This window comes from Flavobacterium sp. AC274, assembly GCF_979258275.1.
This window is the reverse complement of sequence record NZ_OZ409852.1, coordinates 4,600,093-4,617,367: the sequence shown is the minus strand read 5'-3', so window position 1 is coordinate 4,617,367 and position 17,275 is coordinate 4,600,093. Positions and strand designations below refer to the sequence as shown.

At 33.1% G+C, this 17,275-nt stretch carries 17 protein-coding genes; 3 read left to right on the top strand and 14 right to left on the bottom strand.

The genetic code is table 11. The features are described from left to right. Positions 1-20 precede the first annotated feature (20 nt). From ACZZZT_RS20955 to guaB, 3 genes are all read left to right on the top strand, one after another. Entirely contained in the window at positions 21-578 is a 558-nt protein-coding gene (locus ACZZZT_RS20955; RefSeq protein ID WP_463461796.1) for a hypothetical protein, read from the top strand. Continuing rightward, positions 575-1,969: a DUF5723 family protein gene (locus ACZZZT_RS20950; protein WP_463461795.1), complete on the top strand. Its 1,395-nt coding sequence runs from the start codon at positions 575-577 to the stop codon at positions 1,967-1,969. The genes ACZZZT_RS20955 and ACZZZT_RS20950 overlap by 4 nt, the downstream gene beginning before the upstream one ends. 230 nt (positions 1,970-2,199) lie before the next feature. After that, on the top strand, positions 2,200-3,672 hold the full coding sequence (gene guaB / locus ACZZZT_RS20945; RefSeq protein WP_042566403.1) for an IMP dehydrogenase: 1,473 nt from the start codon (positions 2,200-2,202) through the stop codon (positions 3,670-3,672). Positions 3,673-3,733: 61 nt separating this feature from the next. Here guaB and ACZZZT_RS20940 read toward each other — a convergent pair whose 3' ends face one another. The 14 genes from ACZZZT_RS20940 to ACZZZT_RS20875 all read right to left on the bottom strand — a co-directional run bounded on the left by ACZZZT_RS20940 (position 3,734) and on the right by ACZZZT_RS20875 (position 17,172). After that, positions 3,734-4,237 (bottom strand): hypothetical protein, encoded by a 504-nt coding sequence (locus ACZZZT_RS20940; protein ID WP_042566402.1) that lies wholly within the window; start codon positions 4,235-4,237, stop codon positions 3,734-3,736. 77 nt (positions 4,238-4,314) lie between these two features. Next, positions 4,315-4,611, bottom strand: coding sequence for a helix-hairpin-helix domain-containing protein (locus tag ACZZZT_RS20935; RefSeq protein WP_463461794.1), 297 nt, complete (start codon positions 4,609-4,611; stop codon positions 4,315-4,317). Positions 4,612-4,733: 122 nt separating this feature from the next. Further along, the gene (locus tag ACZZZT_RS20930; protein WP_463462476.1) at positions 4,734-5,210 is read right to left on the bottom strand and encodes a L,D-transpeptidase; all 477 of its coding nucleotides are present in this window, start codon (positions 5,208-5,210) and stop codon (positions 4,734-4,736) included. Positions 5,211-5,758: 548 nt separating this feature from the next. Further along, positions 5,759-6,733: an acyltransferase family protein gene (locus ACZZZT_RS20925; RefSeq protein ID WP_463461793.1), complete on the bottom strand. Its 975-nt coding sequence runs from the start codon at positions 6,731-6,733 to the stop codon at positions 5,759-5,761. Between the two features lie 45 nt (positions 6,734-6,778). After that, positions 6,779-7,360, bottom strand: a complete 582-nt coding sequence (locus ACZZZT_RS20920) for an NUDIX domain-containing protein (protein ID WP_302095189.1) — start codon at positions 7,358-7,360, stop codon at positions 6,779-6,781. Positions 7,361-7,413: 53 nt separating this feature from the next. Next, positions 7,414-8,685 (bottom strand): adenylosuccinate synthase, encoded by a 1,272-nt coding sequence (locus ACZZZT_RS20915; RefSeq protein WP_042566398.1) that lies wholly within the window; start codon positions 8,683-8,685, stop codon positions 7,414-7,416. A 94-nt stretch (positions 8,686-8,779) separates the two neighbouring features. Further along, positions 8,780-9,238, bottom strand: a complete 459-nt coding sequence (locus ACZZZT_RS20910) for a Fur family transcriptional regulator (protein WP_029268726.1) — start codon at positions 9,236-9,238, stop codon at positions 8,780-8,782. A gap of 184 nt (positions 9,239-9,422) precedes the next feature. Further along, entirely contained in the window at positions 9,423-9,773 is a 351-nt protein-coding gene (locus tag ACZZZT_RS20905; protein ID WP_463461792.1) for a hypothetical protein, read from the bottom strand. Between the two features lie 52 nt (positions 9,774-9,825). Further along, positions 9,826-9,963 (bottom strand): hypothetical protein, encoded by a 138-nt coding sequence (locus ACZZZT_RS20900; RefSeq protein ID WP_463461791.1) that lies wholly within the window; start codon positions 9,961-9,963, stop codon positions 9,826-9,828. A 24-nt stretch (positions 9,964-9,987) separates the two neighbouring features. Continuing rightward, on the bottom strand, positions 9,988-12,210 hold the full coding sequence (locus ACZZZT_RS20895) for a RelA/SpoT family protein (RefSeq protein ID WP_042566397.1): 2,223 nt from the start codon (positions 12,208-12,210) through the stop codon (positions 9,988-9,990). A 306-nt stretch (positions 12,211-12,516) separates the two neighbouring features. Then, positions 12,517-13,305 carry a TrmH family RNA methyltransferase gene (locus ACZZZT_RS20890; RefSeq protein ID WP_073393118.1) on the bottom strand — a complete coding sequence of 263 codons (789 nt, stop codon included), beginning with the start codon at positions 13,303-13,305 and terminating at the stop codon, positions 12,517-12,519. 174 nt (positions 13,306-13,479) lie between these two features. Continuing rightward, positions 13,480-14,565: a phosphoglyceromutase gene (locus ACZZZT_RS20885; protein ID WP_463461790.1), complete on the bottom strand. Its 1,086-nt coding sequence runs from the start codon at positions 14,563-14,565 to the stop codon at positions 13,480-13,482. A 128-nt stretch (positions 14,566-14,693) separates the two neighbouring features. Continuing rightward, positions 14,694-16,025, bottom strand: coding sequence for a DUF58 domain-containing protein (locus tag ACZZZT_RS20880; RefSeq protein ID WP_302095196.1), 1,332 nt, complete (start codon positions 16,023-16,025; stop codon positions 14,694-14,696). Between the two features lie 133 nt (positions 16,026-16,158). Then, complete coding sequence (locus tag ACZZZT_RS20875) at positions 16,159-17,172, bottom strand: AAA family ATPase (RefSeq protein ID WP_042566444.1); 1,014 nt, start codon at positions 17,170-17,172, stop codon at positions 16,159-16,161. Positions 17,173-17,275: the final 103 nt, after the last annotated feature.

Below are 17,275 nucleotides of genomic sequence, written 5' to 3'. Positions count from 1 at the left end.
TATTATTTAATCTACTTTTTATGGAAATACCACACTCAATCAGAAGGATTCATATATTCTTAGGCTTGGCATTTTTATTCTCTTCATGCGCAAGCGATTTAGATATTGATCAAATCAATAATATCAAACTCGAACCTGTTTTTGTAGCTAACCTGGCTTTTTTTGATGTTCCTGCAAATAAATTCATAGACGATGGAAGTGCACAGGAAATTGCAGTCGATGTTCAGCCTTTTAAAATTTTTAAAGAAAATCATTTCAAAGATAATCTGGTTAAGGCAGAACTCAATTTCGAAATAGAAAACACTATAAACAGAGCTTTTAGTATTGATTTTGTGCTTTATGATAAAAATGACGCAATCATCGAAACCATAACTTTTGAAGTTCCGGCATACACAGGAAGCCCGAATGTCATAAAATTTCCCACAGAAGTTTTCGAACAGGCAAGACTAGAGCTTTTGAAAAAAACAGTTGAAATTGGTTTTACTGTTAGAATAGCTGCAGGTCCAGCCTTAAATGAAAACAGTATAGGTAATTTGAAATTACGATCGAGTGCAACCGCATATATGGAAATCGAATGAGAAAAGTATATCTGATAATACTGGTTGTTTTCCAGTTTAGTTTTGCGCAAAACAAGGCGTTACTATATAATTTTACTTCAATTCCACAAGCTTCTTTAGTCAATCCTGGTGCCGATGTTTCGTATAAATATTATTTTGGAATTCCGTTACTATCCGGAGTTTCAGCGAATGTAGGTTCGAAAAGCTTCTCTGCGTATGATTTATTTGCTAATGACGGAGTTGATTTTACCGAAAAAGTTCGAAATATTATAAACAAATCATCAGCCAATGATAAAACCCATGTTAATGAGCAAGTCGAAGTGTTTTCAGGAGGTTTTAGAGTTGGAGGAGAAGATAGCCAGTCGTATGTGTCATTTGGAGTTTATCAGGAATTTGATTTTTTGATGTATGTACCTAAAGATTTAGCAATATTGGCATTAGATGGAAATCGGGATCACATGGGTAAATCCTTTAATCTTGCTGATTTAAATGTTAGAGCCGAAGCGCTTTCGGTGCTTCATGTTGGATTTCATAAAAAAATAAGTGAAAAATTAGTGTTAGGTGGTCGCGCAAAACTGTATTCGAGTGGCGCAAATGCAACATCAACAAATAATTCGGGGTTTATTTATACAGACGAAATTGAAGGCACACAAAATATTTACACCCAAGTAATTTCTTCAAATTTAGAACTTAAAACTTCAGGTATTGCCACTTTTACAAAAGATGAATACAGAGGAAGTGAGACCGAAGACATTATACATAACAGTTTTTTTAACGGAAGTTTAGGTTTAGGGGTAGATGCCGGAGTTACCTATTATTTTAAGGATAATCTTCAGTTTACAGCAAGTGTTATAGATTTGGGTTTTGTGAGGCAGTCTAAGGATATAGAAACACGAACCTATAAAGGAAGTTATACTTATAATGGAGTAAATCCTAATTTTGACGATATAGATGGACCAAGAAATGTTTTAGGAGAATTTGATAAAGCTATTCCGAGAGATACACTTTATAATAAATACACAACTTGGAGGCCAACAAAATTCTATTCTTCTCTTCAATATTCGTTTGGAGAATCAAGATATGGTGAAGAATGTGATTGCAGAGCCCAAAGCAAGCGCGGATATGCAAATTCTATTGGGGGTCAGTTGTTTATAATGAGTATGCCAAAAAAACCTTTTACAGCTTTTACGGCTTTTTATAAACGCAGTATTTTCGAAAAATTAGATTTTAAAGCTACTTATACATTTGATACGTTTTCGAATACAAATTTGGGATTAGGACTTTCCGGAACAATTGGAAAATTCAATATTTATGCTCTGGTCGATAATGTTTTTGAATATAAAGACGTCACCAAAGCCAATAGTATAGCGTTTCAATTTGGTTTAAATTTTATTTTTCCAGATTCAGATTAATTTTATAAATTCCAATACATAAATTCCAATACATAAATTCCAAATTCCAAACCTTTATTGCTGCATATTTTCAAATGGAGCAACAAAATTGGAATTTGGAATTTTTTATTTGGATTTTGAAGATTACGAATGTAGTACCTTTCTTATAGAGATAAAATTAAGAAAAACTTAGTATTCAAGTTTCCAATTTATTCACTATATTTGCACGCAATTCAACTACAAATTGCACCATGATAGCACACAACTCCAAGATTATCGGCGAAGGTTTAACTTACGACGATGTATTATTAGTACCTAACTACTCGAATGTGCTTCCTCGCGAAGTGAGTATCAAATCAAAATTTTCCCGTAATATAACACTAAATGTTCCTATAGTATCAGCTGCTATGGATACCGTTACCGAAAGTGCAATGGCAATTGCTATGGCGCAAGAAGGCGGAATTGGTGTTTTGCATAAAAATATGACCATCGAGCAACAAGCAGCGAAGGTTAGAAAAGTAAAACGTGCTGAGGCAGGAATGATTATCGATCCGGTAACATTACCAATGACTTCAACAATTGCAGATGCAAAAAATGCTATGAAAGAATTCGGAATTGGCGGAATTCCAATTGTTGACGAAAACAGAATCTTAAAAGGAATCGTTACAAATCGTGATTTACGTTTCGAAAAAAACGGAGCGAGACCAATTATAGAAGTAATGACCAGTAAAAACTTAGTTACTGTTGCAGAAGGAACTTCATTAGAACAGGCCGAAGTAGTTTTACAAGGTCATAAAATAGAAAAATTACCAGTTGTAAATGCTCAAAATGAATTAGTTGGACTAATTACTTTTAGAGATATTACAAAATTAACTCAAAAACCAATCGCGAATAAAGATACTTTTGGTCGTTTGAGAGTTGCTGCCGCAATTGGGGTTACTGGCGATGCAGTTCAAAGAGCTGAAGCGTTAGTTGCTGCAGGAGTAGACGCAATCATTATTGATACAGCGCACGGACATACAGAAGGTGTTGTAAACACATTGAAACAAATAAAAGCAAAATTTCCAAACATTGATGTAATTGTTGGAAACATCGCAACTCCCGAAGCAGCTAAATATTTAGTAGAAAATGGAGCCGATGGTGTAAAAGTAGGAATAGGACCTGGTTCTATTTGTACAACACGTATTGTAGCAGGTGTTGGTTTTCCTCAGTTTTCAGCAGTTTTAGAAGTGGCTGCCGCTATAAAAGGAACAGGAGTTCCGGTTATTGCAGATGGTGGAATTCGTTATACAGGAGATATCCCGAAAGCAATTGCAGCAGGTGCTGATTGTGTAATGTTAGGTTCATTATTAGCAGGAACAAAAGAATCTCCGGGAGAAACTATTATTTTTGAAGGAAGAAAATTCAAATCTTACCGCGGAATGGGTTCTGTTGAAGCCATGCAAACAGGTTCTAAAGACCGTTATTTTCAGGATGTTGAAGACGATGTTAAAAAATTAGTTCCGGAAGGAATCGTTGGTCGTGTTCCTTACAAAGGAGAATTGAACGAAAGTATGCTTCAGTTTATTGGAGGTCTTCGTGCCGGAATGGGATATTGTGGTTCAAAAGATATTCCAACTTTACAGGAATCCGGGCGTTTTGTTAGAATAACGTCAAGCGGAATTACTGAAAGTCACCCACACAACGTTACTATTACAAAAGAAGCTCCGAATTATTCAAGATAATTTTCAGCTTTCACTATAAAACAAAAGGCATAAGATTTAATTCTTATGCCTTTTTTGATTTTTATTGAATAATCGAAATCCCATTATTCAATTCATCAATTATACCTTGATTTGGTTCTATCGCTTCGGCCTGAGCGCCGTACTGCATTTGGATAGAACCACCTTTTCCGTTGTAGATAAAACCTTGGTATTTGTACAAAATATCATTGTAATCTAACTCACACTCAAAGTAATTAACGGTAATATCGTTTATTTTCTTTTTATAGATTTTCAGGTTTTTGATCTTTCCGAACTCTTTGTATTCATCCTGAATAGTACTTTTGAGATTTTTATCAGTAATAAAATAATCATATTCAATAAAGTACGCGTTTACTAAATTATACTTGTCATGAAATTGTGCATCCCAGTCTATAGAATCTGTATTTTTAATCCAATGATCAGGATTGTATTTAATTTGATAAATCTCTTTACGACTTGTATAAGTTTCTAGTTTTGAATTCTTTTTTGTTTGCCCTATCGAAATAAAACCCGATAGTAAAAATAGGAAAAGTAGATTTTTTGACATGTGATATTTAAATTTTGGCTAATAATATGAAACGAAAGTAGCAAATAAAAATTACTTACTGTAAAATATTTAATAGATTAATTTTCTTTAAAACTAAGTTTGTTTTTCTCTAATTCGGCTATTAGTTTTGGAATCGAACTTGCTCCAATTCCGTGTAAAGCCAGGATTTCGGCTTTAGAATAGTTGGATAAATCAAGAGCTGTTTTTATGTTTTTACTTTCTAATGCACGTCTTGCAGGTGCCGAAAGAAGCGACAATAGTCCTGTTTCGGGTTTGCGTTCTGCTTCACAAACAGGACAAGTAGGACAGTCACTCGTTTTAAAATATTGATGCCCTTTTTTGCAAATTTTATTATTTTTTGATGCTACAGTCATTTTAGATTTATCTTATAGCTAAATTATGAAAATTTAAAAATAGTTTAGACTTGCGGGAAATAAAAAAGCTAACACAATTTTTAAAATTGCATTAGCTTTTTCTGTGTAGAAATATATAATTTTTAAGGCGAAACAGCTTCTTCTCCTGCTCTTACTTTTTGATTATCTAGTATTTTTTGAATAAAAGGCTGTGTTTCTTTTTCAATATCAGATTCAGAAATATCTAATGCTTTTGGATCGTTAACTAATTCATACCAAGGTTTTGGACCGTCAAAATTATAGCTTCCAAAAACAATAACAGGAGTTCCTTTTACTTTTACGTTCTCTTTATCTTTCAAAACCCATTCATCTGCCCATTTATATAAATATTTTGCATCTTTTTCGAGCAATCGCAAACAAGAATGAGAGGCAGGATATCCCGGTAATTCATACTGATGAAAACCAACTCCGAGTTTATTCTCGATATTAAAATTCCATTTTAAATCCCATTCGTCGTTAAAAGTACTCGTTGTTTGTTCTGCTTTCCAATTGGTAAAAAATAATCCGGTTGGTGTTGGATCTTTTTTCTTCCCATATTTGTTGGACCGGTATAAACTAATTCTCCATTTTCGTAAGCAGCAAATGTTTGCGTTGGATAAGAAAAAATCAACACTTTTTCAACCTCTTCTAAACTCGAAACGTGAATAGGAAACGGAAGATAATAAGGCAAATCTCCACTAAAATCTGATGGAATCACAACAGAGTCCATTTTAGCAAAATTGGCTTTGTCAGTTCTGTTTATGGCGTATGCAATATCTAATTTAGTCGAATCACTTTTATTAGCCTCAAGCCATCCTTTTGTTTTTTCAAAATGAAAACTAACAGATGACGCAGGTTTTTTATATTCAATTTTTTTATGTGGTTTTGCTTCTTCCTCAGTTGTTCTTGTGGTTTTGCTTTCCTTACAAGAAACTATTAAGGTTAAAATTAATAGAAGCAAAATATTTGATGTGTAATATAACTTTCTCATAATTGGGATTTTTTAGTAGAGTAAAGTTATTTTTTTTACAGCTTAAACGAATTACAGAATTTTTGGAATTGTTTATTTTATTAACATTTTACTTTTTATAGATCTGAAGTGCATATAATTTTAAAATCATTAAACACATTACATTCCGAATATATACTTTTTAAAAAAATTAACCTTGACTAATATTTTATATAAAATTATAAATAGAACTTCAAGAATAGTAGTTATGAGATAAAATTTAATTAAAGATTGCGTTCCTACTAAATACTTGGAAATTAAGATTGGTAAAACATGCCATAGATAGATACCCAAAGAGTTTATTCCTAACCATTGAATCGATTTAGATTCAAATAAGGAATCTGTCAGGGCTAGTTTTAAGCAAAGATTCAAAATTAAAAGATTTAATAGAAAGAAATTTAGAATTGATAATATCACACTATCATAAAAAAATAAATAAACAACAAGGCCTAGAAAAATAAAAGGGGTTATAATTTCAATTAATCTTAATTTTTTTATAGTTTTATTTCTATAACTAATTCCAATAAGAAAAAATATATAAAAATAAGGTCTGAAGGTATATATGAGAATTGAAAATATTCTATTCAAAAAAGGGATTTGTGTATAGATTGAGGAATACTTATATAAAATAAAGAAGGTTATCGATATCAAAAGGCCTAAAATCAATATAATATTATAATTTGTGAAAAGTTTTTTAAAAAGCCATGTTAGTAGTATCCAGCTTAAAAAACCAGGAATAAACCATAAATGATAGAAGGGATAAATGATAGAATTTTTAAATTTTGCAATAGAAAATAAATTCGTTCCTAAAATGCAAGATATTATATAGTAAGATATTAAAGCAATAATCCATGGTAGTATTATTCTTAAAAAGTATTTTTTGAAGAGATCGTACAGATTTAATTCTGAAATTGTATTAATGTTTAGGAGGTATCCGGTTATTCCAATAAAAAGAGGCATATGAAAACTATAAATTAGAGTTCGCCAAATTGATTCACTTAATGCTCCCTGAATTATGTGGCCTATTATTACTAAAATAATTAATATACCTTTTAATAAATCAATATTTTTAATTCTTGTATTTTTTTCTCTCACTATAATGAGTTTTTTATTGCGGTTAAGTTAAGTATGTAAGTATATTTAAATCAGCCCTTTTATTTTTGCATGCTGCAACAACATAATAGTTTTAGCATCAGTAATCTCACCAGATTCAAACATCGCATAAGCTTCATCAAACGTATATTCCAGAACTTCGATATTTTCCTGTTCAGCATCTAATCCGCCACCATCGTTTACTTTCATAGTTTCATCGTATTCACCAACAAATAAATATAAAATTTCTGTTACAGATCCCGGCGACATATAAGTTTCAATAACTTTTTGAACTTTGCTTAAGCGATAACCCGTTTCTTCTTCCGTTTCACGAATAACTGCTTCTTCAGCATTGTCCTGATCTAAAAGTCCGGCGCAAACTTCAATCATCATTCCAGTTTTATTTCCGTTAAGGTAAGTTGGCAAACGAAATTGTCTCGTTAGAATTACGGTTTTTTTCTCGGTATTATATAATAAAATAGCAGCGCCATTTCCTCGGTCATAAACTTCACGAATATGCGATTCTACATTGCCATCTTTCTTTTGATAATCAAAAGTTACTTTGTTCAATACATACCAATTGTCTGATAATAACTTAGTTTCAGTAATTTTAATTTCTGGATTTTTCATGTGTGAAATATTTTGTATAAAAAAACGCTCTGGTATCAGAGCGTTTAGATGTATTATTTTGTTATTGTTTGCTTTCTGTCTGGTCCAACAGATACAATCTTGATTGGTACACCAACTTCTGCTTCAATAAACTCGATATATTCTTTTAGCTCGATTGGTAATTGATCATAAGTAGTCAATCCTGTTAAATCAGCTTGCCATCCTTTAAATTCTTTATAAATCGGAGTAACATTTTCAGGCTCGATGTTGTAAGGAAAGTGAGAAATGATTTGTCCTTTATAGTTGTATTCAGTACAAACTTTTAAAGTTTCCAAACCAGAAAGTACATCACCTTTCATCATCATCAATTGCGTAACTCCATTTACTTGTACAGCATATTTTAAAGCCACTAAGTCTAACCATCCGCAACGTCTTTGTCTTCCTGTAACAGATCCAAATTCGTTACCAACTCTTGCCATTGTAGCACCAACCTCGTCAAAAAGTTCAGTTGGGAAAGGTCCGCTACCAACACGGGTAACATACGCTTTAAAAATTCCGTAAACTTCTTTGATTTTGTTAGGAGCAATTCCTAAACCAGTACAAGCTCCTGCAGCAGTAGTATTTGATGAAGTTACAAAAGGATAAGTTCCAAAGTCAACATCTAATAAAGACCCCTGAGCTCCTTCGCATAAAATAGATTTACCTGCTTTTTGAGCCTGGTACATATATTCTTCACTGTCAATAAAATCTAATTTTTTTAATTCTTCAATAGCTTCAAAAAACTCTTTTTCAAGTTCAGCTAAGTTATATTGAATCGCTACATCGTAAAAAGCAATCATTGCCTCATGTTTATCAGCTAATGCTCTGTAACGTTCTTTGAAATCTTCTAATTCAATATCTCCAACACGCAAACCGTTTCTACCGGTTTTGTCCATATAAGTTGGGCCAATTCCTTTTAATGTAGAACCAATTTTTGCTTTTCCTTTTGATGCCTCAGATGCTGCATCTAATAAACGGTGCGTTGGTAAAATTAAGTGTGCTTTTCTTGAAATGATCAATTTGTTTTTGATGTCAAGGTTAAATTTCTCTAAACCTTCAATTTCTTTTTGAAAAACTACAGGATCAATTACAACCCCGTTTCCGATGATATTTACTGAATTTTTATGAAAAATTCCAGAAGGAATGGTTCTTAAAACGTGCTTAATTCCGTCAAATTCTAATGTATGTCCTGCGTTTGGTCCTCCTTGAAAACGTGCAATAATATCATAATTTGAGGTAAGAACGTCAACAATTTTTCCTTTACCTTCATCTCCCCATTGTAATCCTAGTAATAAATCTACGGTCATTCTGTTTTAATTTGCGTTGAGGCAATCTAAGTCGCCCTACTGATTAATGTAGTTAATTTTCTTTTTTTATTTTTATAAATAATTCCTTTCCGGATTATTGTTTTTGCTTTTTGTTTCCGTAGAAATAAAGTGAATGATTCGTGATTTCGATATCAAATATTTCTTCGATTGTTTTTTTGATGGTTTGAATTCTTGGATCACAAAATTCGATTACTTCGCCAGAATCAGTCATGATAATATGATCGTGCTGTTTGTCGAAATATGATTTTTCGTAGTAAGCCTGATTTTGCCCAAATTGATGTTTTCTAACCAATGCGCAGTCTAACAATAACTCGATCGTGTTGTATAAAGTTGCTCTACTCACACGATAGTTTTTGTTTTTCATTTTGATATAAAGGTTTTCTATATCAAAATGCTCTTCGCTATCGTAAATTTCCTGAAGTATAGCATAGCGCTCAGGAGTTTTGCGATGCCCTTTTTGCTCAAGATACATTGTAAAAACGTTTTTTACAATTTCTTGATTTCTAGTGTTGTCAGTTGAAATGAGTGTCATATCCGGCAAAGATAATTTTTTATTTTTAATGAATAAAAGTTTCGGGTTTAAAGTTTAACGTTCAAATCTATATTCAATTATGTATATCACATTAAATACAAGGTTTTACAACGATAAATTTTAGAAAGTTCACAAGAACATAATTAACATAATTATTTTAATTTATGATAAAACTAACAAATTTTTAGTTGGTTTTAGACATGTACATGAACCAGTTCCATTCCCAGGTTTTTCCTTTATCATCAGACATTGCCTGACTCCAAACCGGATTGTTTTCATCTCGTGCATCCCATCGAAATACCTGAATTACATTTTTTCCTTCAAATACATCTTTCGAGAAAAAATGCCCAACTTTATTTTCAAAAGAGCCCACAACAGGTTTGTCTAAAGTTCCTGAATTTGAATCAGCCCAATAAATGCTCCATAATTTTGTTTTCGGATTAAAAAGACGAACTGTCATTCCTTCAAAAGGTTCTCCGTCAAAAGTGGCAAGGAAATTATCGATATTTCCAATTCCGTTTAAAATCTTGTACATTTCCTGGGTCGAAGGGAATTCAATCCATTCGTTAGAATTCGCGAATCTTTTTTTAATTTTTTATTTCTAATAACAGATTTTCCCTGAAAAAATCAAAATCATCTTTGGATGAAGATTCAGAAGCGACTATTATAAGTTCTCCGTTTTCATCAAAATTGATTTCAGGAATTTCTATAGAATCTGTTTTCATAATATTTTTTTTAAAAGAAGAAATCTAGGTTCTGTATTCGCGAGTGACTTTATCAACACCATCTACCTTTTTAATAGCGTTAATCATTTTTTTCAAAATGGTATTATTTTTCACAATAACCGCAATCTGACCGTGAAAAATTCCCGCGTCAGTACTCAGCGAAATACTTTGAATATTAACGCTCATATTGTTCGAAATCACTTTTGTTAACTGATTCGTAAGTCCCAAAACATCCATTCCTGTAATGTTGATAATGGCTTTGAATTCTTCCTGAGAAGAGTCAATCCATTTGGCACTCATAATACGATATGCATAATTAGATTGCATTCCAATAGCATTCGGACAATCTTTTTTATGCACTTTGATTCCTTCATTAATGGTTACAAATCCAAAAACATCGTCACCTGGAATTGGATTACAGCATTGCGAAAGTTTGTAATCAAGTTTGTCATGCTCCGTTCCAAAAACCAGCATGTCATAATTACTGCTAATTACCGGTTTATGAATGTCTTCGGCGGCAGTTGTATCTTTATTTCGTTTAATTTTATTTTTAAAGAAATTGATAATCGTATTGCCTTTTTGCGCAGCATAATCTTTTAATTGCTGATTTTCGATAGCACCAATTCCAACTCTGTAAAATAAATCTAAACTTGTTTTAAGTTTAAAAAAGTTTACCAATTCATTGATAACCTGTTCGCTGATTGTTATTTTTAGATGTTTAAGTTTTCGCGTAAGCAGTTCTTTTCCTTCTTCGGCAATTTTTTTAGTATTCTCATTAAGAACGTTTTTAATCTTATTTTTTGCTCTCGAAGTTGTAACATATTCCAACCAGTTTACAGTTGGTTTTTGGTTGGCCGAAGTAATAACTTCAACCTGATCACCACTTTTTAGTTCATGATTTAAGGGAACAAGACGCCCGTTTACACGTGTTCCTCTGGTTTTAATTCCAATTTCAGAGTGAATACTAAAAGCAAAATCCAGCGAAGTTGCCCCTTTTGGAAGCGATTTAATTTCTCCTTTTGGCGTAAAAACAAAGATTTCTTTTGAATATAAATTCATTTTAAAATCTTCAACAAAATCTACCGCATTCGTTTCCTGATTTTCAAGAGCCTCGCGAAGTAAATTCAGCCAGACATCCAAACCACTTTCTTCGGTTGCTCCGTTTTTGTATTTATAATGAGCAGCGTAACCTTTTTCGGCAATTTCATCCATACGTTCGCTTCGAACCTGAACTTCGACCCAGCGGCCTTTTGGTCCCATAACGGTAATGTGCAAAGCTTCGTAACCGGTTGATTTTGGAGATGAAATCCAGTCGCGTAAACGGCTCGGACTCGGTCTGTAATGATCTGTTACGATCGAATAAATTTTCCAGGCCACAAATTTTTCGTCATGTGGGTCTGCTTTATAGACAATTCTAAGGGCAAATTTGTCATACACTTCATCAAAACTTACATTTTGAGCGCGCATTTTTCTACGAATAGAATAAATAGATTTCGGACGGCCTTTTATGATATAATCAATCTCTTCCTTATCCAAAGATTTTTTCAAAACATCCGAAATATCCTTGATATAAGCATCCTGTTCTTCTTTTGTTTCCCTGATTTTGCTTACGATATCATCATAAACAGCAGGTTCAGTGTATTTTAAGCCAAGATCTTCCAGCTTGGTTTTAATATTGTAAAGTCCCAAACGATGGGCGAGAGGAGCATAAATATATAAAGTTTCAGAAGCTATTTTGGTTTGTTTGTATTCCGCCATTGAATCCATGGTTTGCATATTATGCAAACGGTCGGCCAATTTGATTAGAATAACACGCACATCATCGTTCAAAGTCAGAATCATTTTCCTGAAATTTTCGGCCTGCATCGATGCATTCAAATCCTTTTGAACCATCGAAATTTTAGTCAGACCTTCAACCAATTGTGCCACTTTTGGGTTGAATAAACGTTCAATATCTTCAACCGTCATGGGGGTATCTTCAACAACATCGTGCAATAAAGCCGCAGCAATAGAGGTCGCTCCCAGACCAATTTCTGAGGCAACAATTTTTGCAACTGCAATAGGATGAAAGATATACGCTTCTCCAGATTTACGTCGCTGCTCTTTGTGTGCATCAACTGCAACATCAAAAGCTTTTCGAATAAGTTTTTTGTCAGTTGGGCTTAAAGTTTGGTAGCTAATTCGGAGTAATTCTTTGTATTCCTGCGCAATTGCTTTGTTTTCTTTTTCAATATCTATTTCTATCATAACGGCATAGTTCAAGTACTAAAAATAAGAATAAGTTCCAACATACACAAGGGAATGGAGTGTAGATTTATGATATTGGATTTTAGATTTTTAGCACGTTAAAGGGCTTCAATTCAACTCATTCTGACATATTAAATTAAATTCGAAGAATTTAATTTAATAAAATCTAAAATCTAAAATCTAAAATCTAAAATCTAAAATCTAAAATCTAAAATCTAAAATCTAAAATCTAAAATCTAAAATCTAAAATCTAAAATCTAAAATCTAAAATCTAAAATCTAAAATCTAAAATCTAAAATCTAAAATCTAAAACCCTCTCTGACGTTTCGCTTCAAAAATTAAAATCGCAGCAGCAACAGAAACATTCATGCTGTCAATTTCTCCCTGCATCGGTATTATGATGTTTTGTGTAGCGGCATCACGCCATTCCTGCGTTAATCCGGTTGCTTCGGTACCTACAACTAAAGCGGTTGGAGTTGTGAAATTTTGAGTGTGATATGAAGTTGAGTTCTGTAAAGTAGCGCAATAAAAATCAATCTTTTTTTCTTTTAAAAAAGCAATAATTTCGGCTGTAGTTCCCGTTGCAATTTGATTGGTAAACAAACAGCCAACGCTTGAACGGACAATATTCGGATTGTATAAATCGCTTTTTGGATTTGCAATTAAAACAGCATCCAGATTTGCAGCATCGGCAGTTCGCAAAAGTGCGCCGATATTTCCAGGTTTTTCCGGTGCTTCAGCTACTAAAATTAATGGATTTGCTGATAATTTTAAATCCGATAATTGCATTGATTTGGTTTTGGCGATTGCTAAAACACCTTCGGTAGTATCACGGTAAGCCAGTTTTTGATAGACTTCTTTATTGATTTCTATCATTTGAATTGGTGAATTTACCAATTTATTGATTTCATTTTCAGAAACCAATTCCGGTAAAAATAAAACCGTTTCTATTTCGTAACCGCCTTTTATAGCCAATGAAATTTCACGTAATCCTTCAATCAAAAAAGTTCCGGTTTGTTTGCGGGCTTTTGCTTTTTCCTGCAGTAAAACAAGTGATTTTATAAACGGATTTTGAATTGATGTGATTTGTTTCATTTTTTTTAAGGCTCAAAGTTGCAAAGGGGCAAAGGTACAGAGGTTTTTTCTTCCTGCAAGGTTTTCGAAACCTTGTAGGTTTTTAATAGGATGGAGGAAAAAAACAGCCACGAATTCACGAATTAGATTTCGTTTTTTTGTAATAAAAATTCGTGAATTCGTGGCTAAAAAAACTTATTTTTCAAAAACTTCTTTAACTTCATTAGCAACAGGATGTTCTGCAGTAAAAGTATATCCCATAATTTTTGCAATTGTCTGAGCGAATTGTTTTTGGTAGAATTGAGCATCTGTTTTGATTTCGCCTTTTGAAGCAATTTCAGGACCAATTGCAGCAAACCAAATTTGAGAGGCACCCGCAATTTTATCACCATGACTTGTCCATTCAGATTTTACTTTGTCGCCGCGACCGTGATCTACAGTGATTAGTAAAGTCGTTTTGTTTTTATATTGCGGATCGTTTTGTACAAAAGTCCAGATTTCCTTAATCCATTTATCCACTTGGTTTGCAGCATCGAGATACGATCTGTAATGTCCGTGATGCGCCCATTCATCGGTTTCACCATAGGAAATATAAAGCACTTTTGGTTTGTTGGTTTTAAGTTCGTTCAGCGCTTCATAATGTGTAAAAACATCCAGACATTCATCTTCATGAAAAGGCTTAAACGAATTGTAGCGCATTTCATTCAGTAATTTTTGAATTTCAGTTGGCTTATTTCCACCCACTTTATCAAACGCAGAAATTACAGGAAAACCACTTCTTTTTTCGTTCAAAATTCGATCAAAAGCATCCCAGGCTCCAAAAGCTGCAACCTTACCTTTAATTTTAGATTGCTGGTTTAAGAACTCCAAAATATTCACATTCGGATTTGGTTTGTAATCGTTGGAATTGACTGCAATGTCTACATTTCCCGTAAAAATTTCACTATAACCGGGATAACTAAACCAATATGGATTTGTAACATCAACTTTATTTCCCAGATCACGATTGCCGTAAATTTGACCTTTCACAGCAATTTCAGACCATAAAAAAGGCATTATTTTCTGACGGCGTTCTTTAAAATCTGTACTTCCATATTTTTTATAAATGTAAGTACTGTCGTCCTGATTGAATCTTTTATCATTGGCAATTTCAGCATCCATTCCTTTAAAAACTTCCTGCCATCTAAAACCATCTGTGGTAATAATAATGATGTTTTCTGTTTTTTGTGCGTGCGATAAAAAGCCAAATAAAATGATGAGAATAGAAAATGCTTTTTTCATATGTTTTGGGTTATGAAGGTTCAGAGAAACAAAGATTCAAAGATTTTTGCTTATTCTTACATTTAGAATATGAAATTCACAGCTTAGTAATACTCATTTTACATTTTCACAACATAACATTCACATTTTTATAAAATCCCTCTCGCCTTAATTTCCAAATATTTATTGATCGCATCCAAAGTTAAATTCTCAGGCTGTGTTAAAACCGAATGAATTCCGTATTTTTTCAATTCGTTGGCGATTAAGCGCTTTTCAAACATAAATTTTTCAGCGATTACTTTGTCATAAACTTCCTGAATTGTGTTGGTTTTTTTATTGATGATTTCGTTTAGTTCCGTATTGCTAAAGAAAACAACAACCAATAAATGACTTTTTGCAATTCCTTTTAAGTAAGGCATTTGGCGATTTAAACCATCCATTGTTTCAAAATTGGTATACAGAATAATCAAACTTCTTTGGTTGATATTCTTTTTGATATCAACATACAAACGGCTGTAATCACTTTCAAAAAAGTCTGTTTTGATGTTGTATAAAGTTTCGAGGATTTTTTGCATTTGCGAACCTCTTTTTTCGGCAAAAACTCTGTTTTCGACTTTTTTCGAGAAAGCAAAAATTCCGGCTTTGTCTTGTTTTTTCAGAATCACATTTGCCAGAACCAACGTCGAGTTTATCGCATAATCAAGCAAACTCAAACCATTAAAAGGCATTTGCATCACGCGGCCTTTGTCAATTGCCAAATAAACCGATTGTGATTTTTCGTCCTGAAACTGGTTCACCATCAAGGCATTTTTCTTCGCTGTGGCTTTCCAGTTTAAAGTTCGAAGATCATCGCCCTGAACATATTCTTTAATTTGTTCAAATTCCATTGTGTGACCAATTCGGCGAATTTTCTTGATTCCGTATTGGTATAAATTATTTGAAAAAGCCAATAAATCGTATTTTCTTAACTGAATATAAGACGGATACGTTGGCACCATTTTATCTTTATCAAAAGTAAATCGTCTTGAAATCAGTTTTAAAGGTGAAGAAACATAGATATTTAAATTTCCAAAGTAATATTCTCCACGTTCTGTCGGGCGCAAATCGTATCCAATTTTATCCTGACCGGAAGCTTTTATATTCCTAATTATTTTGAAATCGCGTACCTGAAACTGAAACGGAATTTCGTCAATAATTTTAATCGAAATTGGAAAAGTATAATGGTTTTTGATCGAAATACTAACGGGATTTAAATCTCCATTCGAAAGTTTTTCAGGCGTTTCCCTTGAAGCTTCAATTCCGGTTTTGGCCAGATATAAAATTAAAAGATCAAGTGCCAGAAAAGTAATTAATACCAAAATAATAAACCAGACTCCGTTGTATAAATTCGGAAAAATAAAAGCACAAACAAACAATCCTATAATGCCCAAAAGCACATAGAAAAAGAAGTTATTGAGATATAGACTTTTTATGAATTTCAAGATTTTATAGTTTCAGGTTTAAAGTTTCAAGTTTCAAGTTTCAAGTTTTCCTGCAAGGTTTTCAAAACCTTGTAGGTATAGTAGTTATAAAAGCAATACCTACAAGGTTTTGAAAACCTTGCAGGACGTAAAACTACCTCGGAATTTCTACTGTTTCAATAATCTGTTTGATAATTTCAGCGCTTGTAATTCCTTCCATTTCACGTTCGGGAGCCACAATAACACGGTGTTGTAAAACCGGAGTTGAAGCTTCTTTAATATCTTCGGGAGTTACAAAATCACGACCACGAATAGCCGCAAAACCTTTGGCAGCGTTTAAAATTGCGATCGATGCACGAGGCGAAGCTCCTAAATATAAAAAGGCATTTTCTCTGGTGTTTACTACAATTCTTGCAATATATTCCAACAGATTTTGTTCTACCCTGATTTGTTTGATTAAAGCCTGATATCCTTTTATTTCCTGTGCAGAAAGTATGGTTTTTATTGCTTCTAATTTTCCATGATCCTGCAATAAATGCTCTCTTTGAATAATCAGGATTTCTTCGTCTAATTTTGGATAATCAATCGTTATTTTGAATAAAAAACGATCTAATTGGGCTTCCGGCAAACGATACGTTCCTTCCTGCTCAATTGGGTTTTGTGTAGCAATTACCAAAAACGGGGTTTCCAGCTGATATGCAGAACCATCAATTGTAATCTGGCGCTCTTCCATTACTTCAAAAAGGGCGGCTTGGGTTTTGGCAGGCGCACGGTTGATCTCGTCAATTAAAATTAGATTCGAAAAAATTGGTCCTTGTTTGAATTCAAATTCTGAACTTTTTAAATTAAAAATCGAAGTTCCCAAGATATCCGAAGGCATTAAATCCGGCGTAAACTGAATTCGGCTAAAACCAATATTTAATGTTTTGGATAATAATTTTGCCGTAATCGTTTTTGCAACTCCCGGAACACCTTCAAGCAAAACGTGTCCGTTTGATAAAATGGCAACCAAAAGCTGGTCGATCATTTTGTGTTGACCCACAATAACAGTTTCAAGCTCTTTTTTGATGCTGTTAACATGCTCTAAAAGTGGAGCAAGGTTTATTCTTGTTTCAAAATTCACGTTTTCGTTTGTGATTTCTGTTTCTGGTGTATTAAAATCGTCCATGTTTTGGTCTTTTTCTTTTGGGTTTATTTTTTTTGCCACAGATTAAATGATTTCACAGATTTTAAAATCATTTTAATGCTTAAATCTGTGGCAAAATATTTTT

What these genes read in the sequence shown, in the direction of transcription:
- ACZZZT_RS20940 (WP_042566402.1), bottom strand. Translation starts at nt 4,237, where the DNA reads ATGTCAAAAAATCTACTTTTCCTATTTTTACTATCGGGTTTTATTTCG.
- ACZZZT_RS20900 (WP_463461791.1), bottom strand. Translation starts at nt 9,963, where the DNA reads ATGAAAACAGATTCTATAGAAATTCCTGAAATCAATTTTGATGAAAAC.
- ACZZZT_RS20875 (WP_042566444.1), bottom strand. Translation starts at nt 17,172, where the DNA reads ATGGACGATTTTAATACACCAGAAACAGAAATCACAAACGAAAACGTG.
- ACZZZT_RS20890 (WP_073393118.1), bottom strand. Translation starts at nt 13,305, where the DNA reads ATGAAACAAATCACATCAATTCAAAATCCGTTTATAAAATCACTTGTT.
- ACZZZT_RS20905 (WP_463461792.1), bottom strand. Translation starts at nt 9,773, where the DNA reads ATGTACAAGATTTTAAACGGAATTGGAAATATCGATAATTTCCTTGCC.
- ACZZZT_RS20910 (WP_029268726.1), bottom strand. Translation starts at nt 9,238, where the DNA reads ATGACACTCATTTCAACTGACAACACTAGAAATCAAGAAATTGTAAAA.
- guaB (WP_042566403.1), top strand. Translation starts at nt 2,200, where the DNA reads ATGATAGCACACAACTCCAAGATTATCGGCGAAGGTTTAACTTACGAC.
- ACZZZT_RS20895 (WP_042566397.1), bottom strand. Translation starts at nt 12,210, where the DNA reads ATGATAGAAATAGATATTGAAAAAGAAAACAAAGCAATTGCGCAGGAA.
- ACZZZT_RS20915 (WP_042566398.1), bottom strand. Translation starts at nt 8,685, where the DNA reads ATGACCGTAGATTTATTACTAGGATTACAATGGGGAGATGAAGGTAAA.
- ACZZZT_RS20920 (WP_302095189.1), bottom strand. Translation starts at nt 7,360, where the DNA reads ATGAAAAATCCAGAAATTAAAATTACTGAAACTAAGTTATTATCAGAC.
- ACZZZT_RS20885 (WP_463461790.1), bottom strand. Translation starts at nt 14,565, where the DNA reads ATGAAAAAAGCATTTTCTATTCTCATCATTTTATTTGGCTTTTTATCG.
- ACZZZT_RS20935 (WP_463461794.1), bottom strand. Translation starts at nt 4,611, where the DNA reads ATGACTGTAGCATCAAAAAATAATAAAATTTGCAAAAAAGGGCATCAA.
- ACZZZT_RS20950 (WP_463461795.1), top strand. Translation starts at nt 575, where the DNA reads ATGAGAAAAGTATATCTGATAATACTGGTTGTTTTCCAGTTTAGTTTT.
- ACZZZT_RS20955 (WP_463461796.1), top strand. Translation starts at nt 21, where the DNA reads ATGGAAATACCACACTCAATCAGAAGGATTCATATATTCTTAGGCTTG.